Source organism: Rhizobium sp. WYCCWR 11146, from assembly GCF_013591995.1.
Taxonomy (GTDB): Bacteria; Pseudomonadota; Alphaproteobacteria; order Rhizobiales; family Rhizobiaceae; genus Rhizobium; species Rhizobium indicum.
In genome coordinates, this window is sequence record NZ_JACCEY010000033.1 from 21357 (window position 1) to 44647 (window position 23291).

The following is a 23291-nucleotide window of genomic DNA, read 5'->3' on the forward strand; positions in this document are numbered from 1 at the left end:
CGATACGCAGCTCGGCAGCCTTGATCTTTTCCGAGAGGCTCGCCTCGACAGCGCGGCGTTCCTCTTCGGCCTTGGCCTTGGCGGCGTCGCGTGCGGCAGAGCCGATCGCGTTGGATTTGGCGCGGGCAGCGGCCAGTTCACCTTCATAGGTCTGGACGGCGGCGTCGGCTTCGCCCTTCAGGCGGCCTGCTTCTTCCAGATCCTGGGAAATGCGCGTGTGACGCTGATCGAGGATGGCCCCGATGCGCGGCGCGATGACCTTTTGCATGAGCAAATAGAAGACGCCGAACGTGATCACCAGCCAGAGCAGCTGGGACGCGAAGGTCGTCGAATCGAAAGGCGGGAAAGGGCCGCGGGCGTGTTCGCCTTCGGCAACACCAGTCTCGGTATGGACCTCGCCTGCGGCCGGAGCGGCGTGCGCATCCGTACCCGTCGCTGCCGCCGGTGCTTCCTCAGCGTAAGCCGGGGTCACAAAAAACATGCTCACCTCCAGGTGGACTGCAAATGCAAAGGATCACGGCTTGCGATCGCAGGCCGTGATCCATCTATTCGCCGATATCAGACGGCGAAGAGGAGGAGGAGAGCGACGAGCAGCGAGAAGATGCCCAGAGCTTCCGTAACGGCGAAGCCGAATACCAGACGGCCGAACTGGCTGTCAGCGGCAGACGGATTGCGCAGTGCGCCGGAGAGGTAGCTGCCGAAAATATTGCCGAGGCCGAGAGCCGTACCGGCCATACCAAAGCAAGCCAGGCCTGCACCGATGTACTTTGCTGCTTCCGCTTCCATGTTGAACTCCTTTGAAATGGTTGTTGCGGCGAATGACTGACGCCCTTTGACGTCGATGTCGTTATCCTTAGTGCCCGCCCGGATGGATTGCGTCGTTGAGGTACATGCAAGTCAGCACCGCAAAGACGTAAGCCTGAAGGAAGGCGACGAGGAACTCGAGACCGGTCAGGGCGACGGTCATGATGAGGGGAAGAACGGCGCCGCCGATACCGAGAGCACCCATGGTTCCAAGCGAGGCGACGAAGCCTGCGAACACTTTGAGCGTGATGTGGCCGGCGAGCATGTTGGCGAAGAGACGAACCGAGAGCGAAATCGGACGCGACAGGAAGGAGATGATTTCAATCGCAATGACCAGCGGCAGCAGAAGGCCGGGCACGCCCGAGGGCACGAAGACATTCAGGAAGTGGAAGCCGTGCTTATAGAAACCGTAGACGAGAACCGTGCCAATGACGAGCAGGGCAAGGGCGAAGGTGACGATGATCTGGCTCGTCACCGTGAAGAAATACGGGAACATGCCAAGCAGGTTCGCCGTCAAGACGAACATGAAGAGCGAAAAGACCAGCGGGAAGAACTTCATTCCCTGCTTGCCCGCGCCTTCCTTCAGCATGTTGGCGATGAATTCATAGGACATTTCCGCAACCGACTGCGAACGGCCCGGCACGATGGCGCGGTTCGAGGTCGCGAAATAGAGGAAGCCTGCGGCAGCGGCAGCCGAAACGGCCATGAAAAGCGATGCATTGGTGAACGAAAAATCAATTCCGCCGATTTCGATCGGCACAATCTTCTGGATCAGGAACTGATGAGTCGGATCGTTAGACACCGCTTGTTCTCTCTCTTTGGCCCGCAGGACGCGGGGTCATTGCACTGGACCGAAACCGGTCCTTATTTCTTGTCGTCCTTGTCGTCCAGGGGATGGGCCACCACCCCCGCAGAACGCAGCACGTTCAGAACGCCGGCACAAAATCCGAGAAGCAGAAGAACAATCAAACCCCAAGGCGCCGTGCCAACAAAACGGTCGAGGAGATAGCCAAGGAGAGCACCGACGACGATTGCGGAAATGAACTCGCTGGAAAGCTTCATCGCCTGGGCATAACCTTTGCGGCTTACCTCGGCGCGGGCTTCCCTAGCCTCGTCTTCTCCCGTCTCCACGCCCTTGGTCGCGAGTTTCGCTCCCAATTGCGCACGGCGCTTTTCTAGACTTTCCTCGCGGTCGTCCGCCATGGGTCTCTCCTCGCCTGCCCGTCGCCCGCACTCCCGCTACCCCGGTCATTCGGACCCCGGACGCGAAGGTTGAGACCCTTCCGGCCCGTTCTGAAGTCGCGCGCAACATAGTTTTAGGGATTAGCATAGTCAAGGCGTAGACAGCTTCTGTCCAGCGAGAAAATAATTCCATCAAATCAAAGAGATAAATCGACTTCGGGTCGAGCGCGCAAATTCGACGGAAAGAATCCGCTTTTCCGGGCCGGAAATCGGCTTGCCCCAGCGATTTATGTCAGCTCCAGCCGCCGCCATAGGTGCGGTAGAAGACGTGAAGACCGATGCGGCCGACCTTTTCCATTGTCTTTGCCCATTTCGGGCGAACATAAACGGCATGGTAATGCGTCGCCGAGCCCACCTGCGGCAGCCAGATCTTGCCTGATGTCACCGCCATCGCCACATCGCGGGCGACTCGCCAGTGATATTCCGAGTTCACCCTGTCCTTGATGCTGTCGCAGGCGAAGGAAAACTGGCAGCGGTTGCGCCAATCCTCGTTCTGATAGACGACGCCGCAGATGGTCTTCGGATAGGAAGGATTGCGGACGCGGTTGAGGATGACCTGGGCGACGGCCGCCTGACCCTTCACCGATTCTCCGCGCGCCTCGAAATAGATGCCGGAGGCAAGGCACTGCTGTTCGCGGGCAGAAAAGACGCTCGGCGCCAGCACGCTTGCGGCCCAGGCGTGATCGCGCGGGCCGATCTCCGGAACGAAGCGGCCGCTGTCCTGCTCGGCTAGGATCGAATCGAACGGCGATTGGCGGGAATAGTCGGGTGCGGCCGGCCCATAGGCGGTGGCGAGCACATCGGCCTTGTTGCTGGTGATGAGGCTTGCGAGCATCGCCGGCACGCCATTATCGGTCACAACAGGCTGCTTCTTATAGAAAGAAGTGGCGATCTCGATTTCCTTGCCCTGGATCTTCGGTTTGACGAAGGCCGACCTGTCCTTGAGATCGAAGCTCGGGGTGAAGAGCATCTTGGTGCGCTCGAGGATCGAGCCGGCGGAAAAGTCTTTCGGCGGCTGCATCCTCTCGACGGCGACGACGCGGCCTTTCTTGCTGCCGCGGTTGACGCGATCCTCGTCCGGCGTGTCCTCGTGGCCCCTATCCTTGGCAGCGCCCTTGTCCTTCGCATTGAAGGCGACCTTGCGGCCATCGGGCAGCACCATGCCGGCGCTGGCTGAGATCGAACCTGTCACCATCGGCTCGGCAAAGGCGAGTTCGGCCTGGTGGATGGAGCCGGCCGGAGAATTGGTCAGCACCATACGCCAGTTCCCGCCCTCCTGATCGAGGCCGGCGAGCATCGCGGCGAGATCGGCATGAGATGCGACGCTCGGGAAAATCAGCCAGCCGGCGAGACCGAAGATTACGGGCGACACCCAATTCTCGGGAATGAGACGCAGCTTGCTACGGGAAGGGCTCTTTCGACGCAACACGGACTCCGGGCATGGAACGCGGGAACATTCCGATAAAAATCCCGCATTAACCTTGATGTCCGGTTAACAGGCTGTGCCGAAATGTGCCCATGAGAACTTTTGGATGTTCTAATGTGAGGGATAATTTCGTACGTTCGTCCGGGCTTGCTCCCTCTTCTCCCCAGCGGGGAGAAGAGGAACAGAGGGGTCTCCGCCCATCAAATGATAACGTGCGAGCCCAGTTCGACCACGCGGTTTGCCGGCAGACGGAAGTAGTCCGAGGGGTTGGCGGCGGCGTTGGCGAGCGCGATGTAGAGCCGGTCCTGCCAATAGGGCATGCCAGACTTGGCGTCCGGCACCAGTTTGCGGCGGCCGAGATAGAAGGAGGTCGACATGATGTCGAACTTCAGTCCTGTCTTGCGCAGTGTCGCCAAGGCCTGCGAGACGTTCTGCGATTCCATGAAGCCGAAGAGCAGTTCGACGCGGGAGAAACGCTCGGAAATCTGCTCGATCCTGTAGCGGTCGTGGCTCGGCACGCGCGGTTTGTTGATCGTGCGGATGGTCAGGATGACGTTGCGGTCGTGAAGCACATGGTTGTGCTTGAGATTGTGCAGCAAGGCGGCGGGGGCGGATTCCGGATCGCTGGTCAGGAAGATCGCGGTGCCCGGAACCTGGGCCGGCGAATGTTCGCTCTTGCGCTCGATCGAGCTGACGAAGGAGGCGAGCGGAATATCGGTGTGGCGGGTCTTTTCCATCAGGATTGCCGAGCCGCGACGCCAGGTCCACATGACGACGGTAAAGGCCGTGGCGATCATGATCGGGATATAGCCGCCGTCGTGAATCTTCAAAAGGTTGGCGCCGAGGAAGATCAATTCGAGCACGACCAACGGCGCAAGCGCGATCACCGCAACCGGAAGCGACCAGTTCCAGCGGGCGCGGACGAATTCGAAGGCCATGATCGAGGTGACGACCATGGCGCCGGTGACGGAGATGCCATAGGCGGTCGCCAGCGCGTCCGACGTCTTGAAACTCAGGACCAGGAAGATAACGCCGATGAACAGCACGGCATTGACCGAAGGCACGAAGATCTGTCCGGTATTGGTTTCCGAGGTGAAGAGGATTTCCATGCGCGGCAGGAAGCCGAGGTTGATGCCCTGGCGCACCATCGAGAAGGCGCCTGTGATGACCGCCTGGCTGGCGATGATCGTCGCGGCGGTCGCCAGGATGACGACCGGCAGCAGCGCCCATTTCGGAAACATCAGATAGAAGGGATCGGACATCGTCATCGGATTGCCGAGAACGAGCGCCCCTTGCCCGAGATAGTTCAGCGTCAGCGCCGGGAAGACCAGCAGGAACCAGGCCCACTGGATCGGGCGGCGGCCGAAATGGCCGAGATCGGCATAGAGCGCCTCGGCGCCCGTCACCGTCAGGAAGACGGCGCCAAGCACGACAATGCCGTAGAAGCCCTCGTGCAGCAGGAAGGCGACGGCATAATAAGGATTGAAGGCGGCAAGGATGCCGTAATCATCCGAGATATGGGAAATGCCGGCGGCAGCCATGACGAGGAACCAGACGGCGGTGATCGGGCCGAAGAACTTCGCGACGGCGCCGGTGCCGCGCGATTGCACGACGAAGAGCAGCGCCAGGATCACCACCGAGATCGGCACGATATATTCAGAGAGCCTGGGTGTGACGAGCTTCAGACCTTCGACGGCCGACAGCACGGACAGTGCCGGCGTGATCATCGCATCGCCGAGGAAGAGGGCAGCACCCATCAGGCCGAGCAGCATCAGGATGGCGGTGTGGCCGTTGGCGGTCTTCATCAGCAGGGCAAGCAGCGACAACGTACCGCCCTCGCCGTCGTTGTCGGCGCGCAGCAGGAAGAGCACATATTTGATGGTGACGATGATCGTCAGCGCCCAGATCATCAGCGAGATCAGGCTGATGACTTCAAAACGGGTGACGCCGTCATGGGCCACGGGCTTCAGCGCCTCGCGAAAGGCATAGAGCGGGCTGGTGCCGATATCGCCGTAGACGACGCCGACGGAACCCAGCCCGAGATAGAACAGCTTTTTCGGCGTCATATGGCGTTCGTTCGGATGGCTCTCTTCGGACATGAAGTTTCAACAGGCTCCTCAGAGCCAGCCTTTCCAGCGGAAAAAGAAAAAAGGGATGACGGCGGATAACGCCATCAGGGCCAGCGAATAGGGATAACCCGCGGCCCAGGTCAGCTCCGGCATGACCTGAAAGTTCATACCATAGATGGAGGCGACCAACGTCGGCGGCAAGAACACCACCGAGGCGATCGAGAAAATCTTGATGATCGAGTTCTGCTCGATGTTGATCAGCCCGAGCGAAGCGTCGAGCAGGAAGGTGATGTTGGCGGCGACGAAGGAAGCATGCTCCGATAGCGACTGGATATCGCGGGAAACGGTGCGGCAGAGCTCCTTCGCCTCGCGGTCCTGCTGGATCGCCGGGATCGTGTGAAAGAACGTCAGCAGGCGGGCAAGCGAACCGAGACTGTCACGCACCTTGCTGATCATCCGGTGATGGCCGGCAATATCGCGCAACTTCTCCTCGAGGTAGTTCGAGGGCTTACGCACTTTCCTTGCCCGGTCGCCGAAGACATGCGTCGACAGGATGTCGATGCGCGAGACGGAGATTTCAAGAATCTCGGCGGTGCGGTCGACGATCGTCTCCAAGAGCTTGGCAAGAAGGGCAGCGCCGCTGCGCCAATTTTCCGGCAGCCGGTGGAGGGCGGCGATGAACAGCGCAAAGGATTTGGGATGGGCGTAGCGAATGGTGACCAGGCGATTTCCAGCCAGGATGAAAGCGACATCTGTCAGCGTCGGTACGTCGGTGTCAGCCTTCCAGAGCAGCGAGGCGGTCATGAAGACGGCGTCGTTTTCGACATAGAGACGGGCGGAAGGCTCGATATCCTTGAGGTCGTCGCGGGTCGGGACCTCGATGCCGAGAATCTTCTCGACATAGAGTTCCTCATCGCGGGTCGGCTCGATCATGTCGATCCAGACAACATCCTCGGGAAAGGACGCGGCATGCGACAGATCGCGGATCTCGACCGACCTGCAATTGGAACAGTAAGCGGTGATCACCGGTCGTCTCTCCGGCTGCATCCAACCTTAAAGGCCGGCATGCGCGTTGTGCTCAACCGCATCGCAGTTCCCAATCCTTCGATCGACAAGACAACTCCGAACTTGCAGGCGGGCCGGCCTCTTCGAAACGAAGACAACCGTCACTGAGCATCTGCAGCAAAACGCCATCATGGCGCCGCGGCATATGAAGCAAAGCCGTGAAATAATCAAGACATCTTCCGTGAAGCGCGGCTTTTCACCACGTTTCACCCACAATTTGGGGTATCCGCCGGGGTGATTCGGCGCCCTCTAAAATGCCGCGCATCGCAGGTGATCCATACGATGCGCTTCAGCTCTTTGTATCATGCATGCCGTTGTCCCGGAACCGCGGCACACTTCCGGGCGACATGCATTATTCGAAGACGATTGTCGGTGCCGGACGCTGGGACTGACCGGCGATCTGTTCCCAGACCTTGGTGGCGATGCCGCGATAGATGCCTGCGACGACGCCGTTCGGCTCGGAGGCGACAAGCGGCGTGCCGGCGTCGGAGGTTTCGCGAATGTTCATCGTCAGCGGCACTTCGCCGAGGAAGGGCACGCCGATGCGCTCGGCCTCCTTGCGGGCGCCGCCATGGCCGAAGATGTCGTAGCGGGTGCCGGTATCCGGGGCGATGAAATAGCTCATATTCTCGACGATGCCGAGCACAGGCACCTCGACCTTGCGGAACATGTTAAGGCCCTTGCGGGCATCGATCAGAGCGAGATCCTGCGGTGTGGAGACGATGACGGCGCCGGCAAGCGGCACCTGCTGGGCCATGGTCAGCTGCGCGTCGCCGGTGCCGGGCGGCATGTCGACGACGAGGACGTCGAGCTCGCCCCAGGCGACTTCGCGCAACATCTGCAGCAGCGCCGACTGGACCATCGGCCCGCGCCAGATCATCGCCGTCTCCTCGTCGACAAGGAAGCCCATCGACATGACTTTGAGGCCATAATTCTCCATCGGATTGATGATGCGGCCGTCGATCTGCGTCGGGCGGCCGGATATCTTCAGCAGCCGCGGCATCGAGGGACCATAGATATCGGCATCGAGAATGCCGACACGAAGACCGTTGGCGAGCAGGCCGAGTGCGAGATTGACGGCGGTGGTCGACTTGCCGACCCCACCCTTGCCCGAGGCGACGGCAATGATGGCACCGATGCCGGGCACGCCGATCTTGCCGGCGCGCGGCGGTTGTTGAGGCGCGTGGGCATGGCCCGCATGATCATGTTGGTGATCGTGGCCGGTATGGCCGTGAGGCGGGTTCGGCCGGGCAGCCGGAGCGGCGGCGGCGGCCTTCTTGTCGGCGGTCAGTGTGACGAGGGCACCCTTGACGCCCGGCATTTCCTTGATGACGCGCTCGGCGGCGAGCCGCATCGGCTCCAGTTCCTTGGCGCGATCGGCCGGGACGGTGATGGAGAAATAAACCTTGCCGTCGGAGATGAAGACGTCGGAGACCATGCCGAGCTCGACGATATCGTGCTCGAGATCGGGTCCACGCACGGTCTTCAGCGTTTCGAGAACCTGTTCCTTGGTAACGTCGGCCATTCCACCCTCACTGCTGCTTGCAGATCACAAATAGTGGAGACGGAAGCCTTCGCCAAACAAAATCAACGGGAGGATAATCCGGTGCGCCAAAAGAGCGCCGGGGAGAATTGGCAATCCGTTGCGGCCATCAAGTCCGCCGGGCTTTCGCCCTGATGGCCGCAACGGTCTCCCCGAGAACCGGCGCAATCCGGGGCGAACTAGAGCAAGCCGAGCAAAAGGCCAGCGAAAAGTGAACTGGGAAGACTAAATCGCGAACAGCCGGGAAAGAAGCGGTGCCAAAACGCAACAACCGCCGCCGACACCGAAGGGCCGGGAGAAAAGCGGCATCGGCGTCGGGCAGCGGTGTGTCGGCCGCGCCATTTCCTGGCGCTGGTCTCAAAGTCCCCTCTGGACCTCTCGCACCAGAGATGCAGAAAGCGTGCCAGATGGAAAATCAGGAAAAACAGCGCAAAAGCGCTCGGGACAGGCTTCCAACGGGAAGGACTTGCCTATGCGCTGGGCGGCTTCGAAAGCAGTCGGTTGTTTTTTGCAACTTATTTGATCAGGCCGATGCGCAACGCCTTGGCGACGGCCTGGGTGCGGTTGACCGTGTCGAGCTTCTTGGTGGCACGGTTGAGGTAGTGATTGACCGTATGCTCGGACAGGGTGAGGATTTCGGCGATTTCGGCACTGGTCTTGCCGGCCGCCGTCCAGTTGAGGCAATCGATCTCGCGGTCGGTCAGCGTGTCCGTCATGCGCGTATCGAGGTTGCGGATCTCGGCAAGCCTGTCGAAGACATGGATGGAGATGTAGCAGAGCTCGCGCATCTCAGCCGGGCTGAAGGGTTCGCGGTCGCCGGCGAAAGAGATGGCGCCGCGCAGGCCGGAGGGCTCATGCGTCGGGAAATAGGCGCAGCGCATCATCTTGAAACGTTCGAACAGGGAGGCGACGAGAATGGACTTGCCGTCGTCCCGCGACAAGTTCTGTTGTGACATGTCGTAGAAGAAGGGCCGCGCGGATGTTCTGAGGCGTCTGAGGACCGGGCTGTTCACCATCAGGCCTTCCTGGTCGTAGAGCGCCAGAAGCTCGGCCGGCCAGCTAGTGATGACGGTGCTGCCCTGAAGATCGAAGGAGGTGATCGGCGGCAGGTTGAGAACCATGAAGGCACGGCTGCGATAGGCTTCCGTCACCCGTTTCATGAAACGGAAAATATCGAACTGGGTCTTCAGGCCCGCTATTTCCTGAACATAATCGTCTTCTTCCGTGGATGTTTGCGACAAGGGTGCCATCACATTTCTTCATCTTCGGCACAGCGGCCGGCAAACCGTTTGCGAAACCTGCCCGCCATGGGGGTTTCGAATGCATCGGGGAACGACGATCGCTGGTTGGAAACGGCTTCAGCGTTGAGCGTTCGGCCGGTGACTGGTTGTAGATTTCGCGGACCGTTGTAGTTGTGGTGATTCGTCGGCAAATCTCAATATCGCGCTCATCATAAGCATGCTCTGCGATTGCGTCCAGCAGCGGGCCGATTGCAATTTTCCCTCAGCGGCGCGGACCGAGACGGACGCGCATGCCTTCCATGATCCTCCCAGCCGCCAGTTGAACCGGAACGGCCCACTGGTGCAGAAGTTCCATCGACAAGCGATAGGCCGGACCGGTAATCGAAATGCCCCCCATAAAGGTCCGATCCTCCGACCAGACCGGTGCGGCAATGCAGCGGATGCCGGCCTCATGCTCTTCGCGGTCGAAGGCATAGCCCTGATCGCCAATCTCGCGGATTTCGGCAAGCAGCGTTTCGGCAGAGACATGGGTCGAGGCGGTAAAGCTGGTAAAGCTCAGGCCGGCCAGCAGATCGACGAGGCTTTCGGCCGGCAGCAGCGAAAGGGCAGCCTTGCCGACGCCGGTGCAATAACAGGGCGAAGCATTGCCGATCTGCGAATACATGCGCACCGGCTGACGGCCTTCGACCTTGTCGAGATAGATGATCGACTGGCCTCTCAGAACGCCGAGATGCACCGTCTCGCCGGTCGCCTGCTGCAGATCTCGAAGGTGCGGTTCGGCAATCAGGCGGAATTCGTTGCGCGCCCAGCTGCGCGCGGCGAAATCGAGCAGGCGCAGGCCGGGCGCATAACGGCCGTCTCCATCGAGTTCCAGCAACCCTTCCTCCACCAGATGGGTGAGCTGGCGATGCAGCGTGCCGCGCGGCTGGCCGGCAAGCGCCAGGATATCGGTGAAACGCAGCGGAGCATCGGCATGGGTGACGAGATCGAGCAGAACCATCAGTTTGCCGAGCGTGCCGGTCTCGCGTACCTGTGCTGCGCCGCCGCCGTTTGAATCCATTGCCTCATCCACCCTTGACAGAAAGGGCAGTGTAATCCGATAATTCCATATAGTCAAATCAAGTTCCAAATAATGGAACAACGATACGGTCGGGAGGCGACGGTGACCATGATGCCAGCAGCGCAATTTCCCGAGTTCAAGGACCGAGCCGTGCTGGTGACCGGCGGCGGATCGGGCATCGGTGCTGCGATCGTCGAAGGTTTCGCGCGCCAGGGCGCCAAGGTCTCGTTCATCGATATCACCGAGGCCGCCGGCCGCGAGCTCGCCGAAAGGCTGTCGCGGCAGACGGCGCATCCGGTCTCCTTTCACCATGCCGACCTGCGCGACATCGAGGCGATCCGGCGTACGGTCGATACCGTCATTGCCCACTCAGGGCCGATCCGCGTGCTGGTCAACAATGCCGCCTGGGACGACCGCCATGAATTCGACGCGGTGACCGAGGCCTATTGGGATAACAACCAGGCGGTCAACCTCAAGCACGTGTTCTTCACCTCGCAGGCAGTCGTGCCGTCGATGCGAACGGCCGGCGGCGGGGCGATCATCAATATGTCGTCAATCGCCTTCAAGCTGAACATGGGTGGCTTTCCCGCCTATGCGGCAGCCAAGGCGGCGGTCGTCGGGCTGACGAAGAGCCTGGCGGGCAGGCTCGGGCCGGAGAACATCCGGGTCAACTGCATCCTGCCCGGCATGGTGGTCACCGAGCGGCAGATGCAGCTCTGGCTCACCGAGGAGAGCATTGCGCGCTCGGTCGAGGACCAATGCCTGAAGGTCGCGCTCAAACCCGATGCGATCGTCGGCCCCTGCCTGTTTCTTGCATCCGACTGTGCGGCGGCGATGACCGCCCAGTCCCTGATTGTCGATGGAGGCGTTCTGTAATGGCAAATCCCGCTTATGTCGCGGTGGACTGGGGCACCAGCAGCTTTCGGCTCTGGCTGATCGGTCGGGACGGCACCGTCCTTGCCGAACGCCGCAGCGGCGAAGGCATGACGAGCGCGGCAAAGACCGGCTTTTCCGCGGTGCTTGCCGGCCATCTCGCCGCCATCGAGGCGCCGGAAAACCTGCCGGTGATCGTCTGCGGCATGGCCGGCGCCAGGCAGGGCTGGGTCGAGGCCGGTTATATCGACGTGCCGGCGCCACTTGCCTCGATCCTGAGCGGGGCGGTCTCCGTTCCCGGCGAAAGCCGCGACATCCGCATTCTGCCGGGCCTTGCCCAGCGGGACATGGCGACGCCCGACGTCATGCGCGGCGAGGAAACCCAGCTTCTCGGCGCGCTCGGCCGCGCAAGCTCGGGCGCGCAGGCGGTCTGCATGCCCGGCACGCATTCGAAATGGGTGCATGTGACGGACGGCAAGGTGACCGGCTTTTCGACCTTCATGACCGGCGAGCTTTTCGACGTCATCAGCAAACACACGATCCTTTCGCATGCCGTGGCCGGTGCGGAAGAGCAGCCGGCGGATGCGGCAGCCTTCGAGGCCGCGGTCTCGGCCGCTTTCGCACGCCCGGCCCTTGCCTCCAACCTGCTCTTTGCCGCCCGTTCCGGCCAGCTCCTGCACGGGATTTCTGCCGCTGCCGCGCAAGCCCGGCTTTCCGGTACGCTGATCGGCCTCGAAATCGCCGGGGCGCTGCAGGATGCGGCAAACGGCACCACCATCACCCTCGTCGCCTCCGGGCGCCTGCGGGCGCTTTACGAACAGGCCTTCAGAACCCTCTCCCTTGCCTTCACCGCCATTGACGCCGACGCCGCCGTGCGCCGCGGGCTTTCGGCCGCTGCCGAAGCCATCTGGCCGAATTGAGAAAGCTGACACGATGAACCGTATCCCCTTCCCCGACATGAAGCGCCCGCTGATCGCCATCCTTCGCGGCATCCGGCCTGACGAGACTGAAAGCGTCGTCGGTGCTTTGATCGACAATGACCTGACGGCGATCGAGATCCCGCTCAACTCGCCGGAGCCGTTCAAATCCATCGAGATCGCCGCGAAGATGGCGCCGGCCGAAGTGCTGATCGGCGCCGGCACGGTGCTGAGCGTCGAGGCGGTCGACAGCCTGCATGCAGCCGGCGGCAAGCTGCTGGTTACCCCGAATGTCGAGCCCGAGGTGATCATCCGGGCGCGCGAATACGGCATGGTGACGATGCCGGGCGTCTTTACGCCGACCGAGGCGCTGGCGGCGGCGCGGGCCGGGGCAACCGGCCTCAAATTCTTTCCGGCCAGCGTGCTCGGCCCTTCCGGCATCACGGCGATCCGGGCAATCCTGCCGCCGGAGCTGATGATTGCCGCCGTCGGCGGTGTCTCGGACAAGAATTTCGGCGATTATACCAGGGCCGGCATCTTCGCCTTCGGCCTCGGCACCAGCATCTACAAGCCAGGAATGACCGCATCAGAGGTTGCCGAGCGCGCCAAGGCGACCATTTACGCCTATGATGCAGCCATTGGGAGCGTGAACGTATGACCGATATCTATGAGTTCGAGGGCAAAACACTTTGCAATACCAATTCCGTTCTCGGTGAAGGCCCGACCTATGATCCCGACAGCAATACCGTCTGGTGGTTCAACATCCTCGGCAAGGAACTGCACGAGCTCAATCTTTCGACGGGCGCGAAAAAGGTGCATCCGCTGCCTGTGATGGCGAGCGTGCTTGCCCGCATCGATGCCGGGCGGCAGCTGATCGCGACGGAAGAAGGGCTTTTCGTGCGCGATGTGGCAAGCGGCAACCTCACCTTCTACGCCGCCCTCGAAAACGACAGGCCGGAAAACCGTTCGAACGACGGCCGCACGCATCCTTCGGGTGCGCTCTGGATCGGTACGATGAGCAAGCGGGCGGAAAACCAGGCCGGCGCTATCTATCATGTCGCCAGCGGCAAGGTGACGAAGATCTTCAACGGCATCAGCATCCCGAATTCGATCTGCTTCTCGCCTGACGGCACGGTCGGCTATTATACGGATTCCCGCATCAACCGGCTGATGCGCGTCATGGTCGATCCGTTGACCGGCCTGCCCTCGGGCGAGCCGATCGTGCTGGTCGACAGCATGGACGACCCCGGCAGCATCGACGGCTCGGTGGTCGATGCTGACGGCTATCTGTGGAATGCGCGCTGGGGCGCCGGCGTCGTCGACCGCTATAGTCCGGACGGTCTGCGCATCTCGCGCTATATGGTTCCTGCCGTCCAGCCCTCCTGCCCAGCCTTCATCGGCGTCAATGCCGACCGGCTTGCGGTAACGACCGCCTGGGAAGGGCTGGACGAGGATGCCCGTTCGGCGCAGCCCAGTGCCGGCGCGCTGCTGGAACTCGGCATCGACGTCAAAGGCGTGTTCGATCCCGTCTATGTAATCTGATTTTTGCTTGTCATCGGTGATCAGAGGCGCTCCCCACCGGGGCGCCTTTTCTCGTTTCAGCGGCTGCCCTTCGATAAAGGTTCCGTGAAAATCGAAAATTTTTCCGTGTTTTCAACCGGAACCAATCACTCCACCAGTCATTTTCCCTTCGAACTGGCGCGGTGACGAGACCTGAGAAACAGGTATTGCCGGGTCAGCGATCGCTCTAGAAAAAAACGAAGGTAGGTTCGAAATGACACGCAAACTCTTGACGACCGTTGCCGCTGGCGCACTGTTTGCCACGGCTTTCGCACCGGCGGCATTCTCGCAGACGGCACCGCAGCCTGCGGACCCCGCCGCTCCGACCCAGGCGGCTCCTGCCGATCCGGCAGCACCGAAGCCGATGACGCCTGATGTCACCAAGCCCGCAGGCGATGCCGCACAGGCTCCGGCCGCAGCACCGACGGCGGACACGGCTCAGGCCGGCTATCTGACGGAACAGTCTCCAGACCAGGTCAGCGCCAACACCTATATCGGCCAGTCGGTCTATAACGGCAACAATGAAAGCATCGGCAGCGTCAACGACCTGATCCTCAAGAAGGATGGCGGCATGGTTGCCGCAATCGTTGGCGTCGGCGGCTTCCTCGGCATCGGTGAAAAGAACGTCGCCGTGCCGATGGAAAAGATCACAGTCGCGCAGAACACCCAGGACGGCAGCGTCAAGCTGACGACCAGCGAAACGGCTGAATCGCTGAAGGCCGCACCTGAGTTCAAGACGCTGGCGATGCAGTCGGCCGAAAAGGCTCCGGCTGCGACCGGTACCGATACCACGGCGACCGGCTCAACCACGCCTAAGTAATCCGTGCGCGGTAGTATAGCGTAGGCGATGGCGCTCCCAGGGGCGCCATCGTTTTATGCGCTGGCACGCTCCGCCATGGTCGGATCGTAATAATTCTCGTGCAGGAAGCGCAGCGTGGCAATGCCGTCGGCCGGACGGCCGAAGTGATAGCCCTGGCCCATGCCGCAGCCGAGCGTGCGCAACTTCACTGCCTCGGCATAATCTTCGATGCCTTCCGCCACGACTTCCAGCTCCAAGCCCTCGCACATGGTAAGGATCGCCTTGATGATGTGTTCGGAGGCGCGATCGGAATTGATGCGCGAGACGAAGGCGCGGTCGATCTTGATCTTGTCGAAGATGAAGTCGCGCAGGCGCCCGAGGCTCGACTGACCGGTGCCGAAATCGTCGAGCGAGATGCGCACACCGGCGGCGCGCAGATCGGCGATGATGCGGTGAGCGGTATCGGCCGAACTCATCACCGCCGTCTCGGTGATTTCCAGTTCCAGGCGATGCGGATCGAAGCCGACGCGACCGAGGATCGACAGGACGCTGCTGCTCGTCCCCGGATCCATCAATTGAGCCGAGGAAAGATTGAACGACAGAAAGAGTTCGCGCGGCCAGGAAAGTGCGGCTTCCGCGGCTTTGCGCAGCAACGCCTCCGACAGCGCATCGATGAAGCCGCGCTCCTCGGCGAGCGGCACGAAGACACCGGGGGACACAAAGCCGAGATCGGGATCGTTCCAGCGGGCAAGCGCTTCGAAGCCGACGACCTGATTGTTGGACAGCGAGACGATCGGTTGGAAATGCACATCGATCGCGTCGGAGATGATGGCATTTCTGAGCGCCTGCTCCAGCTGCGTCGCACGCTTCATTTCCTGGGCGATCTCGCGCGAATAGACGGTGATCTGGCCGCGGCCGCGGCGCTTGGAACGGTAGAGGGCGGTTTCGGCGCTCTTCAGCAGTTCCTCGCAATCCTCTCCGGCGAAGGGATAGATGGAAAAGCCGAGTGAGGCGGAGAGGCGGACGTTGCGGTCACCGAGGTCATAAGGCGCCGACAGCACCTCGCGGATCATCTGGCCGAATTTCTCGGCACTCGCCCGCTCGAAGATCAACGGCAGCACGAAGGCGAATTCGTCGCCATCGTGGCGGGTGACCAGCGCGCCATCCGGAATGCAGGCCCTGAGACGATGGGCGACCTGGCAGAGGATTTCATCGCCGGCTGTCGAGCCGAACAGATCGTTGATCGGCTTGAAACTGTCGAGGTTGACGATGCCGATGGTGAAGGGGGCCGGATCGTTGGCGCGCTCAGCGGAGATCTGCAAGACCTTGTCCCGCATGCGATTGCGGTTGCCCAATCCGGTCAGCGGATCGGTATAGGCCATCGCCTGAAGCTCATTCTGACCGACGGTCAAGAAAGCTATGTCCGCCGATTTCATCATCCAAAACCCGAGCTTTCCTCCGGAGCCATGCAGAAGAATGACCGGCAGGTCTTAACAATTCGATAGTAAATCAGCGGCATAGGCGCTTGAACCTCCCCAAAATCTAGGGAGTTGACGGGTATTTTGGCGTCCACACACTTTTGCGCGACATGCTTCAGCTTCGGGCCCGCATGGCCTCATTCATTAGATATTTCTGAAATACAGTCTCAAGCATATCAGGGCTGACGGGTTTCATGATGACGTCGTCCATGCCTGATTTGACGCATTCGGCGCGGTCACGCTCGAAGGCCTGGGTGAGCACGCCGATGATCGGGGTGCGGTTGCCACCGCCGGTTTCCTCCATCTGCCGGATGAGGCGCGCGGCCTCGAAGCCGTTGAAACCCGGCAGGGAAATATCCATCAGCACAATCTGCGGCCGGTGCTCGGCCCATAGGCGCACGGCCTCGTCGCCGGTCGCCGCAAGCATGTGGCGATAGCCGAGGCCTTCGAGGATCTGTGAAAAGACGATCTGGTTGATATCATTGTCTTCGGCGACGAGAACCTGCAGGCCGACCGGATCGTCGGAAATGCTGATTTCCCAATCCGCATCCGAACCGGCGGCGCTGCGGCTGTTGCGATTGAAATGGCGGGCGATCTGGAAGGTGAGCTCGTTGGCGATCTGGAAACCGTCCATGACGAGCGCCGGGATGCCGTATTGCTCGGCAAGCTCGAGGCAGCGCATGCCCATCTGGTTGTCGATGATCAGAAGATCGAGCGAGATGCCGGAGGAAGTGGCGATTTCGAGGAACCGCTCCTCTTCATCCTCGCCCCGGACCGAGCAGGATTCGAAGCCGTATTTCGTCAGCGTCCGCAGCGCGGCGGTCTCGGCGGCGAGGTCGGCAGTAACGACGAGGACCTTGCGGCCGGAGAAATTCTCCGGAACGATCGCTTCCATCGCCGCCGGTTCGCGCCGTGCGATGCCGCTTGGTACCGGCACATAGGCGCGGCGATAGCTTTGATTGCTGGAGGCGGTGATCGCGGACGCTTGGCCGAACTCGTCGAGATCGGCGCCGTCGCGCGGCAGATCCTGCATGGTCGACACCAGGAAATAGCGGCCAGGCTTGCCGATGCGGTGCTTGCGGCTGACGATATCGCGCTCGATGCCGTCGCGGGAGATCTGCCGCTGGCGGGAGACGGACATCTCGCCGGTCTCCAGCACATGGCGGTCGCTTTCTTCGAAGCGCTTGGCGATCTCTTCTGAAAAAAGATCGCCGCTCTTGCGCCCGAGCACTTCGTCGGCGCTCGTCTGATATTTCTCGCAGAAGGCAAGGTTCACCGCGACATAAGTGAGGTTGCGATCCTTGACGAACAGCGGGAACGGCAGATTGTCGAGAATGTCCTCGGTGAGCTGCACCCGCTCCAGATCGGAGCGCCATTGCTCTTCGCGCTTCTTGTTCTCGGAAATGTCGGAGATGATTGTGACGCCGTAACCGCCCGGCAGCCTACGCTTGACGAAGCGGACCCAGCTATCGGCACCGTGGCGCTCGACGGCGTCGAAACGCTCGCGCCAATGCGAGGCGATTTTCTGCGACAGCCAGTCTTCGCGGCTCAGCGAGCCACCCTGCCTGACATCATACTGCTGGCGAATGCCGGTGTCGTACATCGCGCCGAGGAAATCGCGAAGCCGCGTGCCCGGCTTCAGCATCTCGGCGGGCAGCGGAAAGAATTCGAGGGTCTGGCGGCTTGCGAAGATCAGATGATCGTTCTTGTCGTAGATGATGAAAGCTGCGGAAAGGCTGTCGCACACCACATCGAAAAGCGCCGTCTGCAGATCGGCCTCGGCGGGAGACCCATCCATTTCTGATGATGTGTCCGCCTTTTCGAAGCCGGCACTCATGCTATTGCGTCCCACATCTGTTCGATTTCGCAGCTTCCGGAGGTATGTGATTAGAAATGCCATTTTTATGTTAAAACCGGCTTAACATTACCTATTCCCAAATTTGGGGGAGCCCCGGATCACGTTTCCGGAAAGCCTGTCGAAACCCCTTCCCTCCGGCCCGCGAATCCCCGAAAATAGCCCATGGCCATCAGACAGCTTTCCGAAACGCTCATCAACCAGATCGCCGCCGGCGAAGTCATCGAACGGCCGGCGAGCGCTGCCAAGGAACTGATCGAAAACGCGCTCGACGCGGGCGCGACGCGCATCGAAATCGCCACGTCTGGCGGCGGCAAGGCGCTGCTGCGCGTCAGCGACAACGGCTCGGGCATGGATGCGGCCGATCTGGAACTGGCGGTCAGGCGCCACTGCACTTCGAAGATCTCAGAGACGCTCGAGGATATCCGCACGCTCGGCTTCCGCGGCGAGGCGCTGCCCTCGATCGGCTCGGTCGCAAGGCTCAGCATCGCAAGCCGCAGACGCGACAGCGCAGGCGGCCACGAGATCGCCGTTGCCGGCGGCAAGATCGCGCATCTGCGCCCGGCTGCCGCCAATCCCGGGACGATCGTCGAAGTGCGCGACCTGTTCTTCGCGACACCGGCCCGGCTCAAATTCCTGAAGACGGAAAAAGCCGAGGCCGGCGCCATCACCGAAATCGTCAAGCGCATGGCAATCGCCTTTCCTGCCGTGCGCTTCGTGCTGTCGGGCTCGGACCGCACCACACTGGAATTCCCGGCGACCGGCGACGATCATCTGGCGCGCATGGCGCAGGTGCTCGGTAAGGAATTCCGCGACAACGCCATTGCGCTCGACGCCGTGCGCGAAGAGATCTCGCTCACCGGCTTTGCCGGCGTGCCGACCTTCAATCGCGGCAACTCCGCCCATCAATACGCCTTCGTCAACGGCCGGCCGGTGCAGGACAAGCTGATCCTCTCGGCGATCCGCGGCGCCTATGCCGAGACGATCCCATCCGGACGCTATCCGGTGGCGGTGCTGGCGATCACGCTCGATCCCGCTCTCGTCGACGTCAACGTGCATCCGGCAAAATCCGACGTCCGGTTCCGCGATCCTGGCCTGGTGCGTGGCCTGATCGTCGGCGCCATCCGCGAGGCCTTGGCGCGCGACGGCAGCCGGGCGGCAACGACGGGTGCCAGCGACATGCTGCGCTCCTTCCGCCCCGGCTTCCAGCCGCACGCTCAACGGCCGCAGACACCATGGTCGGCCGAGACCTCGCCCTCCCGGCCCTACCAGCCGACAACGGGTTTCGGCGAGCGGCCACAGACGTCCTTCGACGGACTTTCGATGCCGACGGCGCGGGCCGAGCCGCAGTTTTCGCCACAGCCGGCAGCTCCTGAAGCAAATGCACGGTATCCGCTCGGCGCGGCGCGGGCGCAGATCCACGCAAATTACATCGTCGCCCAGACCGAAGACGGGCTCGTCATCGTCGACCAGCATGCCGCGCATGAGCGGCTGGTCTTCGAGGCGATGCGCAAGGCGCTGCATTCGAAGCGGCTGGCCTCGCAGGTGCTGCTCATCCCCGAGATCGTCGATATTCCGGAGGAGGATTGCGACCGGCTGATGCAGCACGCGGCCGAGCTTTCCGAACTTGGCCTTTCGATCGAGCGTTTCGGCCCAGGCGCAATCGCCGTGCGCGAGACGCCGGCGATGCTCGGCGAGGTCGATGCGCATGGGCTGATCCGCCAGCTTGCCGACGAGATCGCCGAGTGGGACACGGCGTCGGGCCTATCGGCCAAGCTCGAATATGTGGCTGCGACCATGGCCTGCCATGGGTCGGTGCGCTCCGGACGGCGGCTGCGGCCGGAGGAAATGAACGCGCTGCTGAGAGAAATGGAAGTGACGCCCGGCTCCGGCCAGTGCAATCACGGCCGGCCGACCTATATCGAATTGAAGCTTAGCGATATCGAGCGGCTTTTCGGCAGAAGCTAAAAAAGCTGGAAAAGCAGCCCTTTCGAGAGTATGGCAAAGGGATGACAGACTGCAGGGATCGGAGCGCATGAATTTGTTCGAAGGCCATGGAAACCGCGAAGCGAAGATCCGGTATCTCGATGGCGATTTCCAGATTCTCTCGCCCGGTTCCTATGTCGTCTGCGCGATGACGGGAAAACAGATCCCGCTCGACGAGTTGCGCTATTGGAGCGTCGCCCGGCAGGAACCCTATGCCGACGTGATCTCGGCGATCGAAGCCGACAAACGCGCCGGCGTGCTGCCGAACCAACGGCGTTAGATATTGCGATCGCGCCGGAGGTTCTGGCTGAGATGGTTCTCCGGGTCTGCAGCCCGGAGCTGCTGCACGGAAAATATCCATTCGGTCACCCGACGACTTGAAATACCATAGGCTCGTCCAGGACAACCTCGCATCGACTGGCCGGCGTGGCTCCGGGCCACAGGGCTCGACGATACCCGACAGCCGGGTGAGGTTTGCCTCCGCCGCCTATGCGGTCGGCGGAGGGCAACCGTTCACTTGAATTTCGCCATATTCTCAGGCGTCACGAGCGCAGCGCCTGAGTCAATCAAAGACTCAACCTTCTCTCCGCGAATCGATTTTACCAACGCATCCACACCGAGTTCAGCCATCTTGGTGGGGAACTGTGCCACCGACGCATCCTCGACCCCACTCTTCAGCGCTTCCTCTTCGCCGCAGCAGAAGTCGAAACCGACCAGCACAATCTTGTCATTGGCAGTGCCGGCATTCTTGATGGCGCGCGCTGCGCCAGCAGCGGGCGGGCCGCAAGCGGCATAAATGGCCTTGAGGTCCGGGTTCTTCGTCAGTAGATCCTCGGCGACACTGATCCCGAGTTCCTCGGTGCAGTTTGTTGCGCCTTTCCCGACGATCTCGACATCAAGTCCCTTCAGCCCTTCAAGCATGCCCGTCACGCGGTCATCAAGCGCCGGCACACCGGGCACACCCTCAAGAATTCCGAGCGTGTCGCCGGCTTTAAGAACAGTTTTGAGATATTCGCCGGCGATTTTGCCGGCGGCGAAGTTGTTGGTCGTGGCAAGCGCCGTCCTGCCGTTCCAATCCGGAATATTGTTATCCATCAGCACGACCTTGATGCCGGCCGCCACCGCCTTGTCCAGGGCAGTGGACACGGTGGGATCGACGGGCGTCAGGGCAATGCCCTGCACGCCTCGTGTCACCATCGACTCGATCTGTGCAATCTGGCCCTCGATGTCGGTTGCCGACGTACCCTGCCCGTAGATGATCTCGACGCCGGGATTTCTCTTTGCATAGTCTTTGGCGGCGTTCTCCATTGTAGCGAAGAACGGCACCGGGAATTTGGTTATAAAGCCGAGCTTCACCGGCTCCTGCGCCAAGGACGGGACTACAGCGACGGCCAGGAGCGCAAGAGCTCCCAGCAGGGATTGCGGTTTCATGTTTACCTCCCATGTTTCGACCGCCCTCCTCTAGAGCGATCTCGTTGTCCGCTGCCCCAACGAAGCAGCGATCTCCCTTAAGCCTCGGCGCCGACAATCATCGCGACAACGTCCTGCTTGTTGGCTTGCGTCGGCTTCAGTTCACCCACCTTGCGACCCTGCCGCAGCACAACCGCCCGATCGGCGATTTCGACGACATGTTCCATATTGTGCGTGATGATGATCACGGCATTGCCGTCGGCTTTGAGCTGATTGATAAGGTCAAGAACCTGGCGAGACTCGCGAAGGCCGAGGGCGGCCGTTGGTTCGTCAAGGATCACCAGCTTGCGCGCAAAAACAATGGCGCGCGCGACCGCGATCGCCTGTCGCTGTCCCCCAGACATCAGCGCGACCGGCGCGTCGAATCTCGGCAGCTTAACCTTCAGGCGATCGATGACACTCGCCGCCTCACGTTTCATCACGCCCGTGTTGAGGAAGCGGAGCGGAAGCGGCAGCCAGGAGGGGAAAGAGATTTCTCGTCCGCAATAGAAATTCTGGACGGGGGTCAGGTTGTCGAAAAGCGCCAGATCCTGATAGACGGTTTCAATGCCGGCGCGGCGGGCGGCGGCCGTTGAATGGAGCGATACGGGCGCACCATCCACGAGGATCTCTCCTTCGTCGAGACGATGAAGCCCGCTGATGCATTTGACGAGCGTCGACTTGCCGGCGCCGTTGTCACCCAAGAGAGCGGTTACCTCACCGGAGTAGGCATCGAAGCTTACATTTTTCAGGGCATGGATGGCGCCAAAGCGCTTCTGCGCGTTTCGAACCGAAAGTGCCGGTGTGGTGGATGCCTGGTTCATTGTACTCTCGCCGATTGAAGCACGCGTGCGCGCGCCTCGAGATGATTGCGAAGCACATCAGCCTCTACGGCGATGACGATGACGAGCCCAATCGCGATCATTTGAAAGAACACGTCGACGCCGAGAAGGTTAAGGGCGTTGCGGATGACGCCGATCAGCACGGCGCCGATCAGGGCGTGGCCGAGGTGGCCTCGTCCGCCAAGGAAGCTGGCGCCACCGATAATCACCGCAGCAATCGTGTCGAGTTCCAAAAGATTGCCGTAGATTGGCGAGGCGGCGGCGGTCCGTCCCGCGAGCAGCACCGCGCCGACACCTGCACAAAAGCCGCAAATAATGTAGGTTGCGAGCAGAACACCCTTTACCGGTATACCCATGCTTCTGGCGGCATTCGGCGCGCCGCCGACCGCATAGATCCATCGGCCACAGACCATCGACTTCGTCAGAATCAGAAAAAGAAACCCGAACATCGCAACGACAAAGAAGGAATTGGGCACACCAAGCGTCGTACCGCCACCGATCGCAGTCACTGCATCGGGCATCCCGCGCATGGTGGTGTGGCCGGGCGCCAATGCAAGTGCCAGGCCGCGGCAGATACTCAAGCTCGCGAGTGTAATAATGAAAGGGTGCGGCAGCCGACCATAGACAAAGACCACACCGTTGACCGCACCGACAGCCGCACCTGCAAGCAGCATGGCCACAATGACGACGATCGAGGAATCAACCTGCTGGTAGACGAGCCCGCCAATGACTGTCGCGAGCGCAAGATTCGAGCCGACAGACAAATCAATCCCGCGCGTCAGGATAACGAGCTGCTGCCCCATTGCGACAACGGCAATCACTGCCGTCTGCGCAAGGATGTTCCCGAGGTTCATGGGCTTTAGGAAAGCCGGCGTGATCAAACTGACGACGGCGATGAGCATAATGAGGATCAATAGTGGGCCCAGGCTCAATAGCCTCAGCCCCAATGTGATGCCAGATTGTCTCGGATGGAAGGTTGCATCCTGCGAACCGCCAGGCCGCGACGAATTCTGAGGCAGAATCCCGGAGTCTTCCAAATTCCCCTAGCCTCCCCCGTTTTTTATACATAAGAAACATATGAT

The 23291-nt window shown here is 61.2% G+C and carries 22 protein-coding genes; 7 read left to right on the forward strand and 15 right to left on the reverse strand.

The window, feature by feature from the left end; all coding sequences use genetic code 11:
- The 10 genes from HX899_RS26705 to HX899_RS26750 all read right to left on the reverse strand — a co-directional run.
- On the reverse strand, window positions 1-481 hold a 481-nt coding region (locus tag HX899_RS26705; RefSeq protein WP_246697184.1), incomplete at its 3' end, for a F0F1 ATP synthase subunit B.
- A 77-nt stretch (window positions 482-558) separates the two neighbouring features.
- A complete protein-coding gene (locus HX899_RS26710; protein WP_003545854.1) occupies window positions 559-786 on the reverse strand; it encodes a F0F1 ATP synthase subunit C in 228 nt (75 codons plus the stop codon).
- A gap of 67 nt (window positions 787-853) precedes the next feature.
- Window positions 854-1606, reverse strand: coding sequence for a F0F1 ATP synthase subunit A (locus HX899_RS26715; protein ID WP_064651444.1), 753 nt, complete (start codon window positions 1604-1606; stop codon window positions 854-856).
- Between the two features lie 62 nt (window positions 1607-1668).
- Window positions 1669-2007, reverse strand: a complete 339-nt coding sequence (locus tag HX899_RS26720) for an AtpZ/AtpI family protein (RefSeq protein ID WP_012756239.1) — start codon at window positions 2005-2007, stop codon at window positions 1669-1671.
- A gap of 271 nt (window positions 2008-2278) precedes the next feature.
- Window positions 2279-3472 carry a cell wall hydrolase gene (locus HX899_RS26725; protein ID WP_171599096.1) on the reverse strand — a complete coding sequence of 398 codons (1194 nt, stop codon included), beginning with the start codon at window positions 3470-3472 and terminating at the stop codon, window positions 2279-2281.
- Between the two features lie 200 nt (window positions 3473-3672).
- Window positions 3673-5571 carry a potassium transporter Kup gene (locus tag HX899_RS26730; RefSeq protein ID WP_138328883.1) on the reverse strand — a complete coding sequence of 633 codons (1899 nt, stop codon included), beginning with the start codon at window positions 5569-5571 and terminating at the stop codon, window positions 3673-3675.
- Window positions 5572-5589: 18 nt separating this feature from the next.
- A complete protein-coding gene (locus HX899_RS26735) occupies window positions 5590-6567 on the reverse strand; it encodes a magnesium transporter CorA family protein (protein WP_138390668.1) in 978 nt (325 codons plus the stop codon).
- A gap of 391 nt (window positions 6568-6958) precedes the next feature.
- A complete protein-coding gene (locus HX899_RS26740; RefSeq protein ID WP_181293794.1) occupies window positions 6959-8131 on the reverse strand; it encodes an Mrp/NBP35 family ATP-binding protein in 1173 nt (390 codons plus the stop codon).
- Between the two features lie 533 nt (window positions 8132-8664).
- Entirely contained in the window at window positions 8665-9399 is a 735-nt protein-coding gene (locus HX899_RS26745) for a LuxR family transcriptional regulator (RefSeq protein ID WP_138328886.1), read from the reverse strand.
- A 253-nt stretch (window positions 9400-9652) separates the two neighbouring features.
- On the reverse strand, window positions 9653-10450 hold the full coding sequence (locus tag HX899_RS26750; protein ID WP_164026754.1) for an IclR family transcriptional regulator: 798 nt from the start codon (window positions 10448-10450) through the stop codon (window positions 9653-9655).
- Between the two features lie 108 nt (window positions 10451-10558).
- Between HX899_RS26750 and HX899_RS26755 the strand changes: the two genes are divergently transcribed.
- From HX899_RS26755 to HX899_RS26775, 5 genes are all read left to right on the forward strand, one after another.
- Window positions 10559-11326, forward strand: coding sequence for an SDR family NAD(P)-dependent oxidoreductase (locus HX899_RS26755; RefSeq protein WP_181293843.1), 768 nt, complete (start codon window positions 10559-10561; stop codon window positions 11324-11326).
- Window positions 11326-12243, forward strand: coding sequence for a 2-dehydro-3-deoxygalactonokinase (locus HX899_RS26760; RefSeq protein WP_131601170.1), 918 nt, complete (start codon window positions 11326-11328; stop codon window positions 12241-12243). The genes HX899_RS26755 and HX899_RS26760 overlap by 1 nt, the downstream gene beginning before the upstream one ends.
- Window positions 12244-12256: 13 nt before the next feature.
- On the forward strand, window positions 12257-12898 hold the full coding sequence (locus HX899_RS26765; RefSeq protein WP_181293795.1) for a 2-dehydro-3-deoxy-6-phosphogalactonate aldolase: 642 nt from the start codon (window positions 12257-12259) through the stop codon (window positions 12896-12898).
- On the forward strand, window positions 12895-13782 hold the full coding sequence (locus HX899_RS26770; RefSeq protein ID WP_181293796.1) for an SMP-30/gluconolactonase/LRE family protein: 888 nt from the start codon (window positions 12895-12897) through the stop codon (window positions 13780-13782). Before HX899_RS26765 ends, HX899_RS26770 begins: the two co-directional genes overlap by 4 nt.
- A 232-nt stretch (window positions 13783-14014) precedes the next feature.
- The gene (locus HX899_RS26775) at window positions 14015-14620 is read left to right on the forward strand and encodes a PRC-barrel domain-containing protein (protein WP_131601176.1); all 606 of its coding nucleotides are present in this window, start codon (window positions 14015-14017) and stop codon (window positions 14618-14620) included.
- A 53-nt stretch (window positions 14621-14673) separates the two neighbouring features.
- Here the strand turns inward: HX899_RS26775 and HX899_RS26780 are convergent, their stop codons facing one another.
- On the reverse strand, window positions 14674-16038 hold the full coding sequence (locus tag HX899_RS26780; RefSeq protein WP_138328892.1) for a bifunctional diguanylate cyclase/phosphodiesterase: 1365 nt from the start codon (window positions 16036-16038) through the stop codon (window positions 14674-14676).
- 154 nt (window positions 16039-16192) lie between these two features.
- Window positions 16193-17914 (reverse strand): response regulator, encoded by a 1722-nt coding sequence (locus HX899_RS26785; protein WP_171599088.1) that lies wholly within the window; start codon window positions 17912-17914, stop codon window positions 16193-16195.
- Window positions 17915-18097: 183 nt separating this feature from the next.
- On the opposite strand from HX899_RS26785, the gene mutL reads away from it, so the two are divergent.
- Together mutL and HX899_RS26795 are read left to right on the forward strand one after the other, a co-directional pair.
- Window positions 18098-19900, forward strand: coding sequence for a DNA mismatch repair endonuclease MutL (gene mutL / locus HX899_RS26790; protein ID WP_171599087.1), 1803 nt, complete (start codon window positions 18098-18100; stop codon window positions 19898-19900).
- Window positions 19901-19967: 67 nt separating this feature from the next.
- Window positions 19968-20198: a DUF2093 domain-containing protein gene (locus HX899_RS26795; protein ID WP_003588271.1), complete on the forward strand. Its 231-nt coding sequence runs from the start codon at window positions 19968-19970 to the stop codon at window positions 20196-20198.
- Window positions 20199-20431: 233 nt separating this feature from the next.
- Here the strand turns inward: HX899_RS26795 and HX899_RS26800 are convergent, their stop codons facing one another.
- The 3 genes from HX899_RS26800 to HX899_RS26810 form a co-directional block, all read right to left on the reverse strand.
- Window positions 20432-21349, reverse strand: a complete 918-nt coding sequence (locus HX899_RS26800) for a sugar ABC transporter substrate-binding protein (protein WP_138328895.1) — start codon at window positions 21347-21349, stop codon at window positions 20432-20434.
- 77 nt (window positions 21350-21426) lie between these two features.
- Window positions 21427-22191, reverse strand: a complete 765-nt coding sequence (locus tag HX899_RS26805) for an ATP-binding cassette domain-containing protein (protein ID WP_181293797.1) — start codon at window positions 22189-22191, stop codon at window positions 21427-21429.
- Complete coding sequence (locus HX899_RS26810; protein ID WP_171599084.1) at window positions 22188-23246, reverse strand: ABC transporter permease; 1059 nt, start codon at window positions 23244-23246, stop codon at window positions 22188-22190. Before HX899_RS26810 ends, HX899_RS26805 begins: the two co-directional genes overlap by 4 nt.
- Between the last annotated feature and the right edge of the window lie 45 nt (window positions 23247-23291).

What these genes read in the sequence shown, in the direction of transcription:
- mutL (WP_171599087.1), top strand. Translation starts at nt 18,098, where the DNA reads ATGGCCATCAGACAGCTTTCCGAAACGCTCATCAACCAGATCGCCGCC.
- HX899_RS26785 (WP_171599088.1), bottom strand. Translation starts at nt 17,914, where the DNA reads ATGAGTGCCGGCTTCGAAAAGGCGGACACATCATCAGAAATGGATGGG.
- HX899_RS26710 (WP_003545854.1), bottom strand. Translation starts at nt 786, where the DNA reads ATGGAAGCGGAAGCAGCAAAGTACATCGGTGCAGGCCTGGCTTGCTTT.
- HX899_RS26745 (WP_138328886.1), bottom strand. Translation starts at nt 9,399, where the DNA reads ATGGCACCCTTGTCGCAAACATCCACGGAAGAAGACGATTATGTTCAG.
- HX899_RS26805 (WP_181293797.1), bottom strand. Translation starts at nt 22,191, where the DNA reads ATGAACCAGGCATCCACCACACCGGCACTTTCGGTTCGAAACGCGCAG.
- HX899_RS26800 (WP_138328895.1), bottom strand. Translation starts at nt 21,349, where the DNA reads ATGAAACCGCAATCCCTGCTGGGAGCTCTTGCGCTCCTGGCCGTCGCT.
- HX899_RS26780 (WP_138328892.1), bottom strand. Translation starts at nt 16,038, where the DNA reads ATGATGAAATCGGCGGACATAGCTTTCTTGACCGTCGGTCAGAATGAG.
- HX899_RS26760 (WP_131601170.1), top strand. Translation starts at nt 11,326, where the DNA reads ATGGCAAATCCCGCTTATGTCGCGGTGGACTGGGGCACCAGCAGCTTT.
- HX899_RS26740 (WP_181293794.1), bottom strand. Translation starts at nt 8,131, where the DNA reads ATGGCCGACGTTACCAAGGAACAGGTTCTCGAAACGCTGAAGACCGTG.
- HX899_RS26775 (WP_131601176.1), top strand. Translation starts at nt 14,015, where the DNA reads ATGACACGCAAACTCTTGACGACCGTTGCCGCTGGCGCACTGTTTGCC.
- HX899_RS26795 (WP_003588271.1), top strand. Translation starts at nt 19,968, where the DNA reads ATGAATTTGTTCGAAGGCCATGGAAACCGCGAAGCGAAGATCCGGTAT.
- HX899_RS26730 (WP_138328883.1), bottom strand. Translation starts at nt 5,571, where the DNA reads ATGTCCGAAGAGAGCCATCCGAACGAACGCCATATGACGCCGAAAAAG.
- HX899_RS26755 (WP_181293843.1), top strand. Translation starts at nt 10,559, where the DNA reads ATGATGCCAGCAGCGCAATTTCCCGAGTTCAAGGACCGAGCCGTGCTG.
- HX899_RS26750 (WP_164026754.1), bottom strand. Translation starts at nt 10,450, where the DNA reads ATGGATTCAAACGGCGGCGGCGCAGCACAGGTACGCGAGACCGGCACG.
- HX899_RS26720 (WP_012756239.1), bottom strand. Translation starts at nt 2,007, where the DNA reads ATGGCGGACGACCGCGAGGAAAGTCTAGAAAAGCGCCGTGCGCAATTG.
- HX899_RS26765 (WP_181293795.1), top strand. Translation starts at nt 12,257, where the DNA reads ATGAACCGTATCCCCTTCCCCGACATGAAGCGCCCGCTGATCGCCATC.
- HX899_RS26770 (WP_181293796.1), top strand. Translation starts at nt 12,895, where the DNA reads ATGACCGATATCTATGAGTTCGAGGGCAAAACACTTTGCAATACCAAT.